We start from the raw sequence: 16,969 nt of genomic DNA, 5'->3' as shown, positions 1-16,969 counted from the left end.
ATGGCGAAGATCAGATTTTCCACTTCTTCGCCGTCTTTGCCAGCCGTTGCTGCAAGCCTTCGATGTTCAGCGCCAGTTGCTGGTTCATCAACTGATAGCCCAGCACCTCCGCGGACGCGGCTGGCGCTTGCGGGCCGACTGCCAGGGATTCGGTCGGACGCTCCAGGCGCTCTGTAGCGCCACTTTGCAGGGCCCTGGCCATGCCGATCAGCATGCGCCGAATCCGACGCTGCTCAGCGTTCATGCCTACACTCCCCATGTCCGCCGGCCGGAGATTGGACAGGATTTCCAACGTGCTCAGGCACATGCGGAAATGACTCTGAATAGCGTCCAGCTCCACCAGGGATATTTTCACTTCCTTTGATACCGACGGCATCAGTGACCGCAGTTGCAGCATCGTTGCGTTCAGTCGCGCAGTCAGTTTCAGATGTTCATCGGCGGCGATCGATTGCCCGCGACTGATGCGTTCATAGACTTTGGCGCAGTCGCGTAAGCCAATGGCCAGGTTGTAGCGCCAGGAATAAACGGCGTACAGGGGCAGGGCAAATGAGAACGCCAACGCCAAGGCGATCCCGATCAGAATATCCACTGTGCGCCAGAGCCCGTCAGTAATCGGGTTATCACCATGTCCCGCGACGATAAACAGCGTGATCGCCGACAAAAGCGCCGTATAGCCACCCTTGCCGATGGCGTGATAGGCGAAGAAGCCACAGATCAACGACATGATCAGATAGGTCAGCAGTGGCATGCCCAGGTAGCTTTCCTGCGCCACTACCGCGAGCCCCAGCGCCGCACCAATCAGCGTTCCATATGCCCGCTCCACCGACTTCTTACCGATGTTGCCATGATGCTGCAGACCCCCAATCACGATCAGCATCGTCACCGATGCCCATTCACCGTGGGGCAGGTGCATCCCGGTGGTCAGTAGAATGGACACGAGCAGACCGACGACGATCCGCCCGGCGTGAATGTAGCGCGCATGGCGATAACGGCGGTACGGGTCCAGCAATGGGCGAAGGACGCGACGGAGCCAGAAAGGTAGGGAAGGCGTATTCATGGGGTAACAGACCCTGTCGGTGGCAGATTTATCCAGCAGTGTGGCAAACGTATGGTGGCATGGCTTCTGATAGGCTTGCGGCCTGACGAGTCCCGACGCGTGGCGACGAGGTAATACTTTTTGCAATACCTGAAAGATCTCTACTGGAAGCGCTGGATCAGAAAGCGCGGCGCGAAGCTCGCAGGTGGCCTGGAATCCCTCGGCAAACGTTGCGAACTGCTCATCGAGGATCACGTCGAACTGGGACATCTCGAGCTGCGTGCGCGTCACGTCGAAATCGGCGCGCACACCTACATTCGCAGCGGTACCCACCTCTCCCTGGTCTCGTCCATCGGCCGATTCTGCTCCATCGCCTCGAACGTCTTCATCGGGCAGGAAAAATATACTCATCCCAGCGACTGGGTGAGCTCTCATCCCTTCCAGTACACCCATTCGCCACTGACCTATGACGCGCATACCGACATGGCCGTTATCGGCCACGATGTGTGGATCGGCCACAGCGCGATGATCATGGAGGGCGTGACGGTCGGCACCGGCGCCATCATCGCCACCCGCGCGGTCGTCACTCAGGATGTTCCGCCATACGCAATCGTTGCCGGCTTTCCAGCCAAAGTCGTGCGTTTCCGACACTCGCCTGAAATCATCGAACGCTTGTTGGCGAGTCGTTGGTGGGAAAGACCTGTTGCCGAGCTCAAAGCATTGCCAATGGATCACCCCGAGCTGTTTTTACAGAGATTGGAGGCCGATGGCGCGGGGACGAAAGCGCGTTACGGAAAACTGAAAATCAGCCGTGGGGGCTGCTCGGAGCTGTGATGCTCTAATGTCACCGAGCTCCCTGGCCCGCTCCCGCTTCCTTCAGTCTACTGAGGACACGAGGGAGTTCCTGGCGATTTCCTGATTGACGATACGGTCATCATTTATCAGGGTAACCAAGCATCTGGAATAAATGGTTCGGGCATAGAAAAGCCGCGCAATGCGCGGCTTTGGAGTTGGTGGGCCCACACGGACTCGAACCGTGGACCAAAGGATTATGAGTCCTCTGCTCTAACCAACTGAGCTATAGGCCCTCAGTCTGGCCGCGGATTATAACGACGGTTTCCGCGCTGTGCTATCCGAAAAGTCTGAAACGGTGATACGAAGAAAGGTGGCGCAAAATTCTTCGGGTGGCAGGGGCAGGCTGACGATGTAGCCCTGAATCTGCTCGCAACCTTCGTCGGCGAGAAATTGCTGCTGTTCGAGGTTCTCCACGCCCTCGGCGATCACGGTCAGTTGCATGCTCCGGCCAAGGGCGATGATGGCGCGGACGATGGCGGCATCGTGAGGATCGTCAGGCAGGCCTCGCACGAATGACTGGTCGATCTTGAGGATGTCCAATGGCAGGCGCTTGAGGTAGCTCAGCGACGAGTAGCCCGTACCGAAGTCATCGATCGCCAGTTGCACGCCGAGGTTTTTCAAGCGGTGGAGCACTGAAAGTGCTTCTTCGGTCTGGGACATGATGAAGTTTTCGGTGATTTCCAGTTGCAGGCAGCCAGGCTGTAGCCGGTATTCCGTAAGCAATTGTTCGATGCGATTCACAAGGTTAGGTTGGCGGAGTTGAGCACCCGCCAGGTTCACCGATAGCGATCCGAATATGTCGTAGGTCTGATTCCACTGGTGCAGTTGCTGGCAGGCCCGCTCCAGCACCCATTCACCGATCTGCAGGATCATGCCGTTCTCTTCGGCAAGTGGAATGAAACGTTCTGGAGGGACATCTCCGAATGTTGGGTGGGACCAGCGGATCAGTGCCTCGGCGCCGACCAATCGTTGCGTCAGCAGGCTGACTTTAGGTTGGTAGGAAAGCGTGAACTCATTGCGCTCGATTGCCCTGCGCAGCTCGTGCTCCAGCGCGATTCGTTCGCTGGCCTGGGCAGTCAGGTCGCGAGTGTAGCTTTCAACGCGGTTGCGACCTTTGGCCTTTGAGCGATACATCGCTGCATCGGCGTTCTTGATCAGCGTGGCGACGTCGCCACCGTCGGTAGGAAACAATGCGGCACCAATACTCGTGCTGATAAAGAACTCATGTTCGCCTGCCTGGAAAGGGGCCGAGAAACTGTTCAGCAATTTGGTTGCAATGGATTCGGCGTCACCGGCGGTTTGCAAGCCGGGCAGTAGAATGATGAATTCGTCCCCACCCAAGCGCGCAACCGTATCGATGTCACGCAAACTTTCCTTCAGGCGATGAGCGATGCTTTTGAGCAGCAGATCCCCAACCGGATGGCCGAGACTATCGTTGATATGTTTGAAGCGATCCAGGTCGAGGAACAGCACCGCACCCAAGCTTTGCGCCTCCTTACTGTGGGTCAGTGCGGCATGCAGACGACTTTCGAAAAGCGTGCGGTTTGGCAGACCGGTCAGCGGGTCGTGGTGTGCTTGATAGTCCAGGCGGGCCTGGGCCTGTTTGAGGCTGGAGATGTCGGCAAATACAGCCACGAAATGGGNTAGATCTCGCCATTCTTGCGCCGGTTGCTGATTTCGCCCTGCCAATGGCCCTCTGCGGTCAGTTGGTACCACATGGCTGCGTAGAACGCGCTGTCGTGAAGCCCGGAAGCTATCAGGCGAGGGGTTTCGCCAATGGCTTCGCCCTCGCTGTAGCCGGTGATTTCGCTGAAGGCGCGGTTGACTGCATTAATGCGTTGGCGAGTGTCGGTGATCAGCACGCCTTCCGCCGTGCTCTCGAAGACCGTGGCCGCCAGCTGTAGTTTTTCCTGCATCTGATGGCGCTCTGTAATGTCCCGAGCAATGGTCAGCATGCAATCTTCGCCACCAATGGGTAGCGGTCTTGATGAAATTTCGCACAGACGAATCTGCCCGTCCCTACGACGGATATGGCTCGTGAAATCTTTGACGAATCCATCCCGGCTGAGCTGCTCCAGTAATTGCTGCCGTTCATTCAGATCGACCCAGATCCCCAGATCCAGTGTGGTGCGGTCGAGGGAGAGCGAGCTGTGATAGCCGGTGATCCGACTGAATCCATCGTTGATCTCGACTAGCAACCCATCGCTTTGTCGCGAGATGAGCAAGCCATCTGGCGACGAATGGAAGGCTTTGGCGAATTTTTCCTCTGAGAGTTGCAGTTGCTGCTGCGCTTCCTTGAGCGGGGTAATGTCGCGCACGACCGCGACAACGGCAGGCGTGGAGTCAAGATCGAAAGGTTCGGCAGACAGTAGGCCCGTGAAGGTTCGACCATTGCTGCGCCGAAACGGCATCTCCAGATTGCGGATACTGCCTTTCTGCAGGCGTTGCAGCAGGCTCGGACCGATGTCCGGGATGCCCCAGATGTTCAGCTCGCTCGGGGTTCGGCCAATGACGTCATTGGCGTTCAGACCGATCTGTTCGACGAACGCCTGGTTCGCTTCCAGGAAACAGCCGTCGGACAGCCTTGCGATGACCAGAATGTCCGGGCATTGAGCGAACACCGAGGCGAACTTGCCTTCGGAGCGGCGCAAGGCTTCCTCGGTCTGCTTTGCCTCGCTGATGTCGATCATCAGGCCGCGCATCACCGGCTCGTGGCCGTAAGTGATCAAGCTGACGATGTCCCGCACCCAGACAATCCGGCCGTCAGCGCTGATGACACGGTAGTCAAGGCTGTGGTCATTGCCCAAGGCGGTTTCTCTGGCGCAGAGGCCGTCTGCGTATTCCAGATCCGAAGGGTGCACGATGCTGCGCCAAAAGCCCGGCCTGCGCCATTGATGGAGCGGGTAGCCGAGCAGGCTTTCAGCGTGCGGGGAAACGTAGTTGTAAGAATAATCGTGGGTGTTGGCCTCCCACGCGATGGCCGAGAGGCTTTCGATCATGCCGCGATAGTGGTATTCGCTGCTGCGAAGCTCTTGTTCCAATGCTACGCGGCGAGAGATTTCCGAACTGAGGCGCCGATTGATCCTGACCACGACGGCAAGAATCGTGGACAGCAATAGCAATCCCGGAAGCCCATAGAGCAGAAAGTCCTTCCAGAACTGGACGGACTCAGAGCCAGGCAAGGCCGCCCTTGGGCCGCGCGCATCGGACTCTGGCTCTTGGGTGTAAGCAAAAGTCTGATGCAGACTGCCGTCGACGTTCGCTCGATGGTTGTCTTCAGGGTCTTTCAGTGAGCTGCTTTCGTTTATATGTTCAATGTCAGCTGTAGCATCCGTACTTTGCACTGATTTCTCATGCAAGCCCTGCGAGGTCATTTCCCCTTGGGGGAGAACCTGCGCGTCGACTGTTGCCGACCCCATCAAGCACAAGAAAACAATGGCCGGCATCCAAGACATGGCAGCCTCAATAGTTTCAGCGGTGAGAATGCTTGGAGTGTAGACGGGCTGGCGGCAGGTGGCACACTGCCAAAAATCTTATTCTTAGAAATGCAAAACCCCCGGCATGGCCGGGGGTTTTGTTATGAAGCGTCTTGCTTACTCGTCCAGGAACGAACGCAGATGTTCGCTTCGGGTCGGGTGACGCAGCTTGCGAAGTGCCTTCGCTTCGATCTGGCGGATACGCTCACGGGTTACATCGAACTGCTTACCGACTTCCTCAAGGGTGTGGTCGGTATTCATGTCGATGCCGAAACGCATACGCAGGACCTTGGCTTCACGGGCGGTAAGGCCCGACAGCACTTCACGGGTCGCTTCTTTCAAGCTTTCAACGGTAGCGACATCGATTGGCGACTGCATGGTCGAGTCTTCGATGAAGTCACCCAGATGCGAATCTTCGTCGTCACCGATCGGGGTCTCCATGGAGATCGGCTCTTTAGCGATCTTCAATACCTTGCGGATCTTGTCCTCAGGCATCTCCATACGTTCGCCCAGCTCTTCCGGCGTCGGTTCGCGACCCATTTCCTGCAGCATCTGGCGGGAAATACGGTTGAGCTTGTTGATCGTCTCGATCATGTGCACCGGAATACGGATGGTGCGGGCCTGGTCGGCAATCGAGCGAGTGATCGCTTGACGGATCCACCAGGTGGCATAAGTCGAGAACTTGTAGCCACGACGATATTCGAACTTGTCCACCGCTTTCATCAGGCCGATGTTGCCTTCCTGGATCAGATCGAGGAATTGCAGGCCGCGGTTGGTGTACTTCTTGGCGATCGAAATCACCAGACGCAAGTTCGCTTCAACCATTTCTTTCTTCGCTCGGCGGGCCTTGGCCTCACCGATCGACATGCGACGGTTGATGTCCTTGATTTCAAGGACGGTCAAGCCGGTTTCTTCTTCCAGCGCCGTCAGCTTTTGCTGGCAACGTTGGATATCAGCCTGCAGACGGCCAATGGCTTCGGCGTATTTTGCCTTGCCTTTGGCCAGTGCGTCGGTCCAGCTCTGGTCGACTTCATTGCCCGGGAACTGGCGCAAGAAATCGGCTCGCGGCATGCGTGCATCACGAACACACAGCTGCATGATGGCGCGCTCTTGTGCACGCAAACGCTCCAGAGCGCCACGAACACGTTCCACCAAGCCTTCGAACTGCTTGGGAACCAGCTTGATCGGCATGAACAGATCAGCCAGAGCCAGAAGCTCCTCGTTGGCCTGCTTGCTGCCACGACCGTGCTTTTTCAAAGCCTTGAGGGTAATCGCCATCTGGTCGGAGACCGCACCGAAGCGCTGAGCCGCCACGACAGGATCCGGCCCGCTTTCGGCCTCTTCCTCATCGTCACCATCCGACTCTTCCTCGTCATCGTCAGCGTTATCGGCCTTTTCGGCTTTCTGATCGATTGGCGGCGGGACTTCGGCAGGCGGTGCAATACCGTCGTCCGGGTCGATATAGCCGCTCAGGACGTCGGACAGGCGGCCATCTTCGGTGGTAACCCTAGTGTATTCGGAGAGAATGTGCTCGACCGTGCCAGGGAAGTGCGCAATAGCGCCCATCACTTCACGGATGCCTTCTTCGATACGTTTGGCGATTTCGATTTCGCCTTCACGCGTCAGAAGCTCGACCGTACCCATCTCGCGCATATACATGCGCACCGGGTCGGTAGTGCGACCGATGTCGGTTTCGACTGCCGCCAACGCTGCGGCTGCTTCTTCAGCGGCCGCTTCGTCAGTGTCAGCTTCAGCCAACAGAAGGGCGTCCGCATCCGGAGCACTCTCGAATACGTTGATCCCCATGTCATTAATCATGCGGATGATGTCTTCCACCTGTTCCGGATCTGAAATATCCTCCGGTAGGTGGTCGTTGACCTCCGCGTAAGTCAGGTAACCCTGCTCACGACCACGGCTGATCAACTCTTTGAGGCGAGACTGCTGTTGCGCTTTTCCGGACATAACACCCTATCCACTGAAGGTCTTGGCGGGCAAAAAACAAGCCGAGGATTATACCCGAGCTAGGACCTCACGCGCCAGTTGAGGTCGGGGTTTGTGCAGGAACTTTGCGATTTAACAGGTTGAGCAGCTGAACTTTTTCGTCCGCGCTCAACCCGGTCTGCCGTTCCTTCCTGATCAATTGATCCAGGCTTCGCTCGCGTTGGCGAGCGGACAAGCTAGTTATAGTGTCGAAAAACTGTTGTTCAAGGTTATCGGCCGAGATCAGCCATTCCTTTTCCGCCAGTTGTCGTAATAATCGTCCCTGATCGGTTCCGTGCCAGCGCGCGATCAACTGCAGCGAGCGCAGCTTCGGGTTTTTCTGCAACGCTTCGAGCAATGCCACCAACAGCTGCGAGTAAACGTTGTCTTCGGCCGCGAAATGGCTGGTGTCTTCCACTTTCTGCGACAGATCAGGGTGGTGCAGGAGCGTCCTGAGTGCTGTCAGTGTCGGCGGCTCCACGGTGGCCGGGGTACGCGGGGCGCGAGGTTCAAAGTCCGGCCGCTTGCCGTTCCTGTCCCATTTCTTGCCCTTTTCCCACGGCTTGTTTTCCCACTTCTTCTGCTGTCCGCCCGATGCTTTCGCGGCCCATTCCTGTTGCGGCTCGTACGCATCCTGCGGTTGGTAATCGCTGTAATCCGGGACTGAATCGTAGTCGAAGCCCGGATCGTAAGTCGGTGGTGCCTCGGTGGGGGCAGCCTGAACCAATTGATTCACGGCCGCCGTGTCCAGACCGGTAATTTCCTTGAGCCGACGACGCATCAGTTCGCGAAGATTGGCTCCTGGCACCTTTTCGATCAGTGGCGCCGCCAGCGTGACCATATGCGCTTTGCCTTCCAGCGAGCGCGGATCCGCTTCCTTGGTCAGTTGCTCAAAGAAATAATCGGCCAGCGGTTGGGCGTGCTGGTTGATCCTTGCCTTGAATGCGTCAGTGCCCTCGGCGCGAACCAGAGTGTCCGGGTCTTCACCTTCCGGCAAAAAAAGAAATCGAGCGCGGCGTCCGTCTTGAAGACTGGACAGTGTCGCTTCCAGTGCTCTCCAGGCGGCATTGCGGCCAGCCTGGTCGCCATCGAAACAGAACAGCACGTTCGGAACGACGCGAAACAGCCGCTTGAGGTGCTCTTCGCTGGTCGCGGTGCCCAGTGTTGCTACGGCATTGCGCAGGCCTTGCTGGGCAAGGGCAATGACGTCCATGTAGCCTTCGACAACGATGATCTCGTCAAGGTTGCGATTGTGTTTGCGTGCCTCGAACAGGCCATACAGTTCCTGGCCCTTGTGAAACACCGGCGTCTCGGGGGAGTTCAGGTATTTCGGCTTGTCATCACCCAGTACTCGTCCACCAAAAGCGATGACTCTCCCGCGGCTATCACGGATAGGAAACATCACCCGATCACGGAAGCGGTCGTAGCGTTTGCCGGTTTCGGCGTTTTCGATCAGCAGACCAGCATCGATCATCGCTTTCTGCTGAAGCGTGTCGCTGCTCAGGTGTTTGTAGAGGTTGTCCCAGCCGGGCGGGGCGAACCCTAATCCGAAGTCGCGCGCGATTTCCCCCGAGAGGCCTCGGCCTTTCAGGTAATCCACGGCTGACTTGCGTGTCGGATGGCTTTTCAGCGCAGCGCGGTAAAATTCAGCGGCGGCCGCCAGCAGTGGGTAAAGCGGCGAATCAGTGGGTTGTCTCGGCTTTTGGCCTTTGACGCCCTGTTCGCGGGGTACTTCCATGCCAGCGGCTTTGGCCAGTTCCTCGACGGCCTGGGGGAAATCCAGGTTGTCGTGGTCCATGATGAAGCCCAGGGCGTTGCCGCCTGCGCCGCAGCCGAAGCAGTAATAGAACTGTTTGTCCGGGCTGACGCTGAAGGACGGTGTCTTTTCCTTGTGGAAAGGACAGCAGGCGCTGAAGTTCTTGCCGGTTTTCTTTAATTGGACGCGCGAGCTGACAACATCGACGATGTCGGTGCGGTTCAGGAGGTCGTCAATAAAACCTTGGGGAATCAGTCCGGCCATGGCGTTCTCATCATCAGGCGCCCCGCCAGAAAGATCGTGGCGAATCCAAAGCGTAACGACGGTTGCTTGGTCAGTGTAGACGGGTCAACGCGGCCTGAATCAGGCTGGAAGAGTTCGACGGAGTTGTCTAGGTCGCATCTGCGGCGTCGACAGCCTCTGTCTGTGTTGCTTGAGGCTAAATCTGCAACTGCCGACAGCCCGGCTTTAGGCCGGGCAAGGCAGAAGCTTGCGACAGACGTCTGTATTAATACAGACGAACGGCGCGGCGCTGTTCGCGCTGAACTTTCTTGGCGTGACGCTTAACAGCAGCAGCTGCCTTACGCTTACGCTCGGAAGTCGGCTTCTCGTAAAATTCGCGGCTACGAACTTCAGCCAGAACACCGGCTTTTTCGCAGGAGCGCTTGAAACGACGCAGAGCTACGTCGAAGGGTTCGTTCTCTTTAACTTTGACGGCTGGCATCCAGAGCTACCTTCATTCATTACCGGGGTCAACGCCTCGTGCAACACTTGCACTAAGTACGTCGGTTTTTAAGGGTTGCGGATGTTAACCCCTTGCTGCGAGGAATGCAAAGCCTCTGATCGAAAAGCGCTGGTCGCAGGCATGAGCGGCGACTATTATGCGCGCCTTCGAATTCAGCCTCTACAAGGCGTACCCCATGTTAGTACTGGGATTGGAAACTTCCTGCGACGAGACCGGCGTGGCGCTCTACGACAGCGAACGCGGCCTGCTTGCCGATGCATTATTCAGTCAGATTGATCTGCACCGCGTGTACGGTGGCGTGGTCCCCGAGCTTGCCTCGCGAGATCACGTAAAGCGCATGCTGCCCTTGATTCGTCAGGTGTTGGCCGAGGCCGACTGTGCCGTGACCGAGATCGATGCAATCGCTTATACCGCGGGCCCCGGCCTTGTCGGAGCACTGCTGGTGGGCGCTTCCTGCGCGCAGGCCCTGGCGTTCGCATGGGACATTCCGGCGCTCGGCGTCCATCATATGGAGGGTCACCTTCTGGCCCCCATGCTGGAGGAGCAACCACCGGAGTTTCCGTTCGTCGCTTTGTTGGTTTCCGGCGGTCATACGCAGTTGGTTCGCGTCGATGGCATCGGCCTTTATGAGCTATTGGGCGAGACGCTGGATGACGCTGCAGGCGAAGCTTTCGACAAGACCGCCAAGATGATGGGCTTGAATTATCCGGGCGGTCCGGAGATTTCCCGTCTGGCGCTCAAAGGCGTGCCTGGGCGCTTCACTTTTCCACGGCCGATGACGGATCGTCCCGGCCTGGATTTCAGTTTCAGCGGCTTGAAAACCTCCGCGCTCAATACCTGGCAGCAATGTCAGAGCGCTGGGGACGACGGAGAGCAAACCCGTTGCGACATCGCGCTGGCCTTCCAGCAGGCGGTGGTGGAGACTCTGACCATTAAGTGCAAGCGTGCGCTGAAGCAGGCGGGCATGAAGCGTCTGGTAATCGCCGGTGGTGTCAGTGCGAACAAAGCGCTGCGTCAGTCGTTGGAGCAGATGTTGGGCGGCCTTGGAGGAAACGTTTATTACGCGCGTTCCGAGTTCTGTACCGACAACGGGGCCATGATTGCGTTTGCCGGCTGCCAGCGGTTGCAGGCGGGTCAGAAGGAAAGCCTTAGCATCACCGTTCAGGCGCGATGGCCGATGGAACAGTTACCGGGACTGTAGTCAGATCCGATCATTGAAAAAAGGCTCTCATGAGCCTTTTTCATCTTTGGGATTCAGAAATGCCGTTCGCGCCCGGCAAACAGGTCGCGTAGATTGCCGCGATGGCGCCAGACGATCAGCAGTGTCAGCAGGCTCATCGGCAGTAGCGCATGAGGCTCTTGCCAGGCCAGTAGCGGCAGGGTCAGCGGTGTGGCGATCAGCGAGGCCAGCGAGCTGGTGCGGGTCAGGTAGAACGTCAGCAACCAGGCAGCCATCGCCAACAGGGCGGCGGGCGGGTACAGGCCGAGCAACATGCCTGCTGCGGTCGCAACGCCCTTGCCGCCGCGGAAGCGAAAGTACAGCGGAAACAAATGGCCTATGACTGCAAAAAGGCCGACCCATGCTTGCTGGCGTGTATCGAGTCCGATCCAGCCGGCGATGAGGACGGGGATCATCCCTTTGCAGACATCGCCAATGAGCGTCAGGATAGCGAGCTTCTTGCCCGCCAGACGCAGCATGTTGGTGGCGCCGGCATTGCCTGAGCCGCTGGCGCGCGGGTCCGGACTGCCGGTGAGGCGGCTGAGCAGGATGGCAAAGGACAGCGAGCCGAGCAGGTAGGCGAAAATCGCCAGTAACCAAAACATGCTAACCATTCCGGGCGGGGATGACTTGATTCTAACGGCGCATCACGCCCTTGTCGTGCAACGGAGAGAAAGGCTTGGACAGAGTTTTCATTGAGGGTCTGGAGGTCGATACAGTGATCGGCGCGTACGACTGGGAGCGGGGAATTCGTCAATGCCTGCGTCTGGACCTGAGTTTTGCCTGGGATAACCGTCCTGCCGCAGCAGGGGATGACCTGGGCAAGGCACTTGACTACGCCAGCGTTTGTGCACGCATTCAGGCCTTCGCTGAAGTGTCGCAGTTCCAGTTGGTTGAAACCTTCGCCGAGCGTTTGGCTGAAGTGCTGATGAGCGAATTCGACATTCCCTGGCTGCACCTCAAACTGACCAAGCCCGGAGCCGTGCCAGCGGCCAAAGGTGTGGGTGTGGAGATTGAGCGCGGATGTCGCTGACACGGATTTTTCTTGGCCTGGGCAGCAACATCGACCGGGAAAAGCACCTTTGCGCCGGGCTCGATGCACTGACAGGGTTTCTCAGTGACGTAAGTTGCTCGCCTGTGTTCGAAAGCCATCCGGTGGGGATAAAGAGCGGCCCATTCTTCAACCTGGTGGTGTCGGCACGGACCGATTTGCCGTTGATGGAACTGGACCGTCGCCTGAAATTCATCGAAGCCGATAACGGTCGCTATGCACCTGATCGCAAAGGCTTGCCGCTGGATATCGACGTGCTGCTGTACGGCGAGCATGTGGGCAATTTTGATGGTCTGATTCTGCCTCGCGCTGAAATCCTCAAAAACGCCTTTGTCCTCTGGCCTCTGTCGCTGATCGCGCCTGAGCGTTTGCATCCTGGCGTCGGCGTTCCGTTCTCCCGATTGTGGGCCGAAGCGCAGATCGACCAGAAGCTTTGGCCGGTGGTTTTTGAATGGCGGGGAGAGCAGCTGACGCCCCCTGGCCTGCTGACGGCATTCAAGGGGTAACGCGACTCTTGCAGCGCTCCGGCGTGCCGGTGGCAGTGAATTCAAATGCGCCACCGCCGCCAGGTCGGACTGCTGCAGAGTGAGCTTTTAGTTCTGATAGTTCGCTTTGTAGACCTTCAGCGTATCCAGTCGCTCACGCTTGAGTGCTTCTCCCAGTTCCTGCCCCTGATATCCCTGATCCAGCAGTGGCTGAACCGCTACCTGCCGGGCCGCCTCGGCTGCGCCTCGCAGGTATTGGGCCTGTGGATAGTCGCGATCTTCAAACCCCTTGCGACCTCTGGCGTCCATTTCGCACGCAACGATGAATTCTTCAAAACGCTGCGGACGGCGATACACATCGAAACTTTGCAGTAAGTCGAACAGCGTCGATGGCGTCAATTCCAGTGCGCGATGGCCATGGGTGTGATATTGACCGACCAGCAGCGCCAGCTCTTGGCAGTCCTTTGGCACTTTGAAGCGTAGATTGACCGTCTTGATTGCCTTCAGGCCCTTGTGTTCATGGGCACTGTGTCGAGGCCAGTCTTCTTCCGCTGTGAGGCCCTTACCCAGATCATGCAGCAGGCACGCCCAGCGCACGTTCAACGGTTGCCGATGAATGGCGGACTGATGCAAAACGCTCAGCACATGCAGCCCTGTATCGATCTCGGGGTGATGAGTTTCCGGCTGGGGAATCCCGAACAGCGTGTCGATTTCAGGCATTAGCACCTTGAGCGCTCCGCATTCGCGCAATACCTGGATAAAGACCTGTGGCTCTTTCTCCATCAGAGCGCGAGAGATTTCTTTCCAGCTGCGCTCAGGCGTCAGGGCCTCCAGTTCACCTGAGGCGCTGAGTTCACGCATTAACTCCATGGTTTCGGGCGCAATGGTGAACCCGTCTGGGGCATAACGAGCCGCAAAGCGGGCAACGCGGAGAACGCGGAGGGGATCTTCTGCGAATGCCGGGGAAACGTGGCGTAAAACACGTGCTTCGAGATCGCGTTGGCCATGGAAGGGATCGGTCAGATGCCCGTCCTTATCTTCCGCAATGGCATTGATGGTCAAATCCCGACGTATCAAGTCTTCTTCGAGCGTGACGTCGGGTGCGGCATGAAACACGAAGCCGCCGTAACCGCGCCCGGTCTTTCGTTCGGTGCGCGCCAACGCGTACTCTTCGCCGGTCAGCGGGTGCAGAAACACCGGGAAGTCTGTGCCAACCGGGCGATAGCCCTTGATCAGCATTTCGTCGGTCGTCGCGCCGACGACTACCCAATCGGTGTCAGCGACCGGTTTGCCAAGCAGGCGATCACGAACGGCCCCGCCAACTTTATAGATCTGCATAAAAAACCTCCGTAAGCGCGACAGGATAAACCTTACGTCGCTCTCGCGGAGGCGGAAATTGCTTTATCGCCTATAGGTGAACGACGGCCAGATCGAGCCGGGGATATTCACTGTCAGCGTGTTCGCTTCTCGGTGGTACGTGGTGCGTTTTCATGATCTGGTCGCCTTGTAGCGTTTCCAGATGGATATCGAAGCCCCACAGGCGGTGCAGGTGCTTGAGAACCTCATCGGTGGAGTCGCCCAGTGGCTTACGGTCATGTTGTTGATGGCGCAATGTCAACGAGCGATCGCCGCGACGGTCAATGCTGTAGATCTGCACATTGGGTTCGCGGTTGCCCAGATTGTATTGAGCGGCCAGGGTTTCGCGAATGATCCTGTAGCCGGTTTCGTCATGGATCGCAGGAACGAGCAGATCGTCCTTCTGGTCGTCATCGAGAATGCTGAACAGTTTCAGGTCTCGGATAACCTTGGGTGACAGATATTGCAGGATGAAGCTCTCGTCCTTGAAACTGCTCATCGCGAATTTCACCGCCGTCAGCCAATCCGTCCCGGCGAGGTCCGGGAACCAGCGACGATCTTCCTCGGTCGGGTGTTCACACATCCGCCGAATGTCCTGATACATGGCAAAGCCAAGCGTGTAGGGGTTGATCCCGCTGTAATAGGGGCTGTCAAAGCCCGGCTGAAATACGACACTGGTGTGTGATTGCAGGAATTCAAGCATGAACCCGTCGGTCACCAGGCCCTCGTCGTACAGATCGTTCATCAACGTGTAGTGCCAGAACGTCGCCCATCCTTCATTCATGACCTGAGTCTGACGCTGAGGATAAAAATACTGGGCGATCTTGCGCACGATACGCACAACCTCACGCTGCCAAGGCTCGAGCAAAGGGGCGTGTTTCTCGATGAAATAGAGGATGTTCTCCTGCGGCTCGGCAGGGAAGCGGGCGTTATCCTCCTTGTCGTTTTTGCTGGCGTTTTTCGGAATGGTGCGCCACAGATCGTTGATCTGTTTCTGCAAATGCTCTTCGCGATCCTTCTGGCGGCGACGTTCTTCCTCGGCCGAAATAGGGTAAGGGCGCTTGTAGCGGTCGACTCCGTAGTTCATCAGTGCGTGGCATGAGTCGAGCAGGTCTTCTACAGCGTCGATCCCGTGCCGCTCCTCGCATTGCATGATGTACTGCTTGGCGAACACAAGGTAGTCGATGATCGAGCTGGCATCGGTCCATGTGCGAAACAGGTAATTGCCTTTGAAGAAGCTGTTGTGGCCGTAGCACGCGTGCGCGACAACCAGCGCCTGCATACAGATGGTGTTTTCTTCCATCAGGTAAGCAATGCACGGATCTGAGTTGATGACGATTTCGTACGCCAGACCCATCTGCCCGCGTGAGTATGATTTTTCCGTACTGAGGAAGTGTTTACCGTACGACCAGTGGTGATAACCCAGCGGCATGCCGACTGACGCATAGGCATCCATCATCTGCTCGGCGGTGATCACCTCGATCTGATTGGGATAAGTGTCCAGGGCATAACGCTCGGCGATACGGCTGATCTCCCGGTCATATGCCTGGATCAGCTCGAACGTCCACTCTGAACCCGTGGAAAGGGGTTGGCGCTTCTGTTCTCTACCGGTCATGTCACTAACCTGCGCTGGAAGAGTTCACGGAATACCGGATAGATATCACCGGCCGAGACCAGCTGTTGCTGGGCAAACGTGTCAGCGAACGCTTCACCGATGCGTTCGTATTCGAACCACAACGCCTGATGCTCGCGTGGGGTAATTTCGACGTAAGTGTAGTACTGCACGAACGGCATGATCTGCTTGATCAAGATGTCCCGGCAGATGGGAGAATCGTCATTCCAGTTGTCACCGTCCGAAGCCTGAGCGGCATAGATATTCCACTCATTGGTCGGGTAGCGCTCGGCCATGATCTCCTGCATCAGTTTCAATGCACTGGAAACAATGGTCCCGCCGGTTTCTCTTGAGTAGAAAAATTCTTCCTCGTCGACTTCGCGAGCACTGGTGTGGTGGCGGATGAATACGACTTCGATCTTGTCGTAGTTCCGCTTGAGGAACAGGTAGAGCAGGATGAAAAAGCGCTTTGCGACGTCCTTCGTGGCTTGAGTCATGGAGCCAGAGACATCCATCAGGCAAAACATCACAGCTTTTGAGCTGGGGTTTGGTTGTTTGACTAATAAGTTGTATTTAAGGTCGAAGGTGTCCAGATAAGGCACGCGCCGGATGCGCGCCTGCAAACGTTCGGCCTCAATTTCCAATTCCTGAATATCGCCGAAATTGTCGGGTTCTTCACGCTTCAACCGCTCAAGTTCGGCGAGTACCTCTTTGAGCTTGGCGCGGCTGCTGCCCGACAACGCGATGCGGCGGGCATGGGCGGAACGCAGGGTGCGGATGATGTTGATACGCGACGGGTTGCCCTCGTTACTGATGCCCGCGCGAACGGTTTTGAAGGTGTCGGTGCCCGTCAGATTGCGTTTGACCAGGTTGGGGAGTTCAAGATCTTCGAACATGACCTCCAGAAACTCCTCCTGAGTGATCTGGAACACGAACTCATCCATGCCTTCGCCGGAATTGCTCGCCTTGCCAGGCCCTTTGCCACCGCCGCCGCCTTGTGGACGGGCGATATGTTCGCCAGTGGTGAATTCTTTGTTGCCAGGGTGGACCACGGTCTGTTTGCCGCCGCGACCGTGATGAAGCACCGGCTCGTCGATGTCGCGACCGGGAATACTGATCTGTTCGCCGTGTTCCATGTCGGTGATGGAGCGGCGGCTGACTGCTTCTTCGACTGCTTTTTTGATGTGATCACGATAACGGCGCAGAAAACGCTGCCGGTTTACCGTGCTCTTGTTCTTGCCATTGAGACGTCGGTCGATCACATAGCTCATAGGGGGCCCCTTCGGGGAGCTGCAAGCTTTAAGCCGCAAGCTGCAAGTTTGATTGCAAATTACCCGCCCCAGGCGACAAACCTCGAGTGTGCCGGCGCCTCATCCAGCGCACCGGACTGCTCTTGGC

At 57.3% G+C, this 16,969-nt stretch carries 12 protein-coding genes, 1 tRNA gene and 2 pseudogenes; 4 read left to right on the top strand and 11 right to left on the bottom strand.

What is annotated here, in order from left to right:
* Positions 1–10: 10 nt before the first annotated feature.
* Positions 11–1,057 (bottom strand): FUSC family protein, encoded by a 1,047-nt coding sequence (locus D3M70_RS02215; protein WP_120123997.1) that lies wholly within the window; start codon positions 1,055–1,057, stop codon positions 11–13.
* A 120-nt stretch (positions 1,058–1,177) separates the two neighbouring features.
* On the opposite strand from D3M70_RS02215, the gene D3M70_RS02210 reads away from it, so the two are divergent.
* Positions 1,178–1,870 carry a CatB-related O-acetyltransferase gene (locus tag D3M70_RS02210; RefSeq protein WP_120123995.1) on the top strand — a complete coding sequence of 231 codons (693 nt, stop codon included), beginning with the start codon at positions 1,178–1,180 and terminating at the stop codon, positions 1,868–1,870.
* Positions 1,871–2,047: 177 nt separating this feature from the next.
* Here the strand turns inward: D3M70_RS02210 and D3M70_RS02205 are convergent.
* The 6 genes and pseudogenes from D3M70_RS02205 to rpsU form a co-directional block, all read right to left on the bottom strand.
* Positions 2,048–2,124: transfer RNA gene (locus D3M70_RS02205), tRNA-Ile, on the bottom strand.
* 16 nt (positions 2,125–2,140) lie between these two features.
* A pseudogene (locus tag D3M70_RS32555) lies at positions 2,141–3,534 on the bottom strand (putative bifunctional diguanylate cyclase/phosphodiesterase); the annotation flags it as partial.
* A gap of 1 nt (position 3,535) precedes the next feature.
* Positions 3,536–5,049, bottom strand: a pseudogene (locus D3M70_RS32550) (PAS domain S-box protein); the annotation flags it as partial.
* A 435-nt stretch (positions 5,050–5,484) separates the two neighbouring features.
* Positions 5,485–7,329 (bottom strand): RNA polymerase sigma factor RpoD, encoded by a 1,845-nt coding sequence (gene rpoD, locus D3M70_RS02195; RefSeq protein WP_120123993.1) that lies wholly within the window; start codon positions 7,327–7,329, stop codon positions 5,485–5,487.
* A gap of 67 nt (positions 7,330–7,396) precedes the next feature.
* Positions 7,397–9,367 carry a DNA primase gene (gene dnaG, locus D3M70_RS02190; protein ID WP_120123991.1) on the bottom strand — a complete coding sequence of 657 codons (1,971 nt, stop codon included), beginning with the start codon at positions 9,365–9,367 and terminating at the stop codon, positions 7,397–7,399.
* A gap of 244 nt (positions 9,368–9,611) precedes the next feature.
* Positions 9,612–9,827 carry a 30S ribosomal protein S21 gene (gene rpsU / locus D3M70_RS02185; protein WP_002551877.1) on the bottom strand — a complete coding sequence of 72 codons (216 nt, stop codon included), beginning with the start codon at positions 9,825–9,827 and terminating at the stop codon, positions 9,612–9,614.
* 196 nt (positions 9,828–10,023) lie between these two features.
* On the opposite strand from rpsU, the gene tsaD reads away from it, so the two are divergent.
* Complete coding sequence (gene tsaD, locus D3M70_RS02180; protein WP_120124416.1) at positions 10,024–11,049, top strand: tRNA (adenosine(37)-N6)-threonylcarbamoyltransferase complex transferase subunit TsaD; 1,026 nt, start codon at positions 10,024–10,026, stop codon at positions 11,047–11,049.
* Positions 11,050–11,102: 53 nt separating this feature from the next.
* On the opposite strand, the gene plsY is transcribed toward tsaD, so the two are convergent.
* On the bottom strand, positions 11,103–11,672 hold the full coding sequence (plsY, locus tag D3M70_RS02175; protein ID WP_165869721.1) for a glycerol-3-phosphate 1-O-acyltransferase PlsY: 570 nt from the start codon (positions 11,670–11,672) through the stop codon (positions 11,103–11,105).
* 74 nt (positions 11,673–11,746) lie between these two features.
* Here plsY and folB point away from each other — a divergent pair, with 74 nt between their 5' ends.
* Together folB and folK are read left to right on the top strand one after the other, a co-directional pair.
* Positions 11,747–12,100, top strand: coding sequence for a dihydroneopterin aldolase (folB, locus tag D3M70_RS02170; protein WP_120123987.1), 354 nt, complete (start codon positions 11,747–11,749; stop codon positions 12,098–12,100).
* Positions 12,091–12,624, top strand: a complete 534-nt coding sequence (gene folK / locus D3M70_RS02165; RefSeq protein WP_120123985.1) for a 2-amino-4-hydroxy-6-hydroxymethyldihydropteridine diphosphokinase — start codon at positions 12,091–12,093, stop codon at positions 12,622–12,624. Before folB ends, folK begins: the two co-directional genes overlap by 10 nt.
* 87 nt (positions 12,625–12,711) lie before the next feature.
* On the opposite strand, the gene D3M70_RS02160 is transcribed toward folK, so the two are convergent.
* The 3 genes from D3M70_RS02160 to D3M70_RS02150 all read right to left on the bottom strand — a co-directional run bounded on the left by D3M70_RS02160 (position 12,712) and on the right by D3M70_RS02150 (position 16,842).
* Positions 12,712–13,941, bottom strand: a complete 1,230-nt coding sequence (locus D3M70_RS02160; RefSeq protein WP_120123984.1) for a multifunctional CCA addition/repair protein — start codon at positions 13,939–13,941, stop codon at positions 12,712–12,714.
* A gap of 70 nt (positions 13,942–14,011) precedes the next feature.
* Positions 14,012–15,574: a SpoVR family protein gene (locus D3M70_RS02155; RefSeq protein ID WP_120123982.1), complete on the bottom strand. Its 1,563-nt coding sequence runs from the start codon at positions 15,572–15,574 to the stop codon at positions 14,012–14,014.
* Positions 15,571–16,842, bottom strand: coding sequence for a YeaH/YhbH family protein (locus D3M70_RS02150; protein ID WP_120123980.1), 1,272 nt, complete (start codon positions 16,840–16,842; stop codon positions 15,571–15,573). Before D3M70_RS02150 ends, D3M70_RS02155 begins: the two co-directional genes overlap by 4 nt.
* Positions 16,843–16,969: the final 127 nt, after the last annotated feature.

Source organism: Pseudomonas sp. LS-2, assembly GCF_003605735.1.
Taxonomy (GTDB): domain Bacteria; phylum Pseudomonadota; class Gammaproteobacteria; order Pseudomonadales; family Pseudomonadaceae; genus Aquipseudomonas.
This window is presented reverse-complemented; position numbering and strand designations above follow the sequence as displayed.

Bases quoted from the DNA above. Each gene is read 5' to 3' on its own strand.
- D3M70_RS02160 (WP_120123984.1), bottom strand. From the start codon at position 13,941: ATGCAGATCTATAAAGTTGGCGGGGCCGTTCGTGATCGCCTGCTTGGC.
- plsY (WP_165869721.1), bottom strand. From the start codon at position 11,672: ATGTTTTGGTTACTGGCGATTTTCGCCTACCTGCTCGGCTCGCTGTCC.
- D3M70_RS02215 (WP_120123997.1), bottom strand. From the start codon at position 1,057: ATGAATACGCCTTCCCTACCTTTCTGGCTCCGTCGCGTCCTTCGCCCA.
- rpsU (WP_002551877.1), bottom strand. From the start codon at position 9,827: ATGCCAGCCGTCAAAGTTAAAGAGAACGAACCCTTCGACGTAGCTCTG.
- D3M70_RS02150 (WP_120123980.1), bottom strand. From the start codon at position 16,842: ATGAGCTATGTGATCGACCGACGTCTCAATGGCAAGAACAAGAGCACG.
- D3M70_RS02155 (WP_120123982.1), bottom strand. From the start codon at position 15,574: ATGACCGGTAGAGAACAGAAGCGCCAACCCCTTTCCACGGGTTCAGAG.
- rpoD (WP_120123993.1), bottom strand. From the start codon at position 7,329: ATGTCCGGAAAAGCGCAACAGCAGTCTCGCCTCAAAGAGTTGATCAGC.
- dnaG (WP_120123991.1), bottom strand. From the start codon at position 9,367: ATGGCCGGACTGATTCCCCAAGGTTTTATTGACGACCTCCTGAACCGC.
- tsaD (WP_120124416.1), top strand. From the start codon at position 10,024: ATGTTAGTACTGGGATTGGAAACTTCCTGCGACGAGACCGGCGTGGCG.
- folK (WP_120123985.1), top strand. From the start codon at position 12,091: ATGTCGCTGACACGGATTTTTCTTGGCCTGGGCAGCAACATCGACCGG.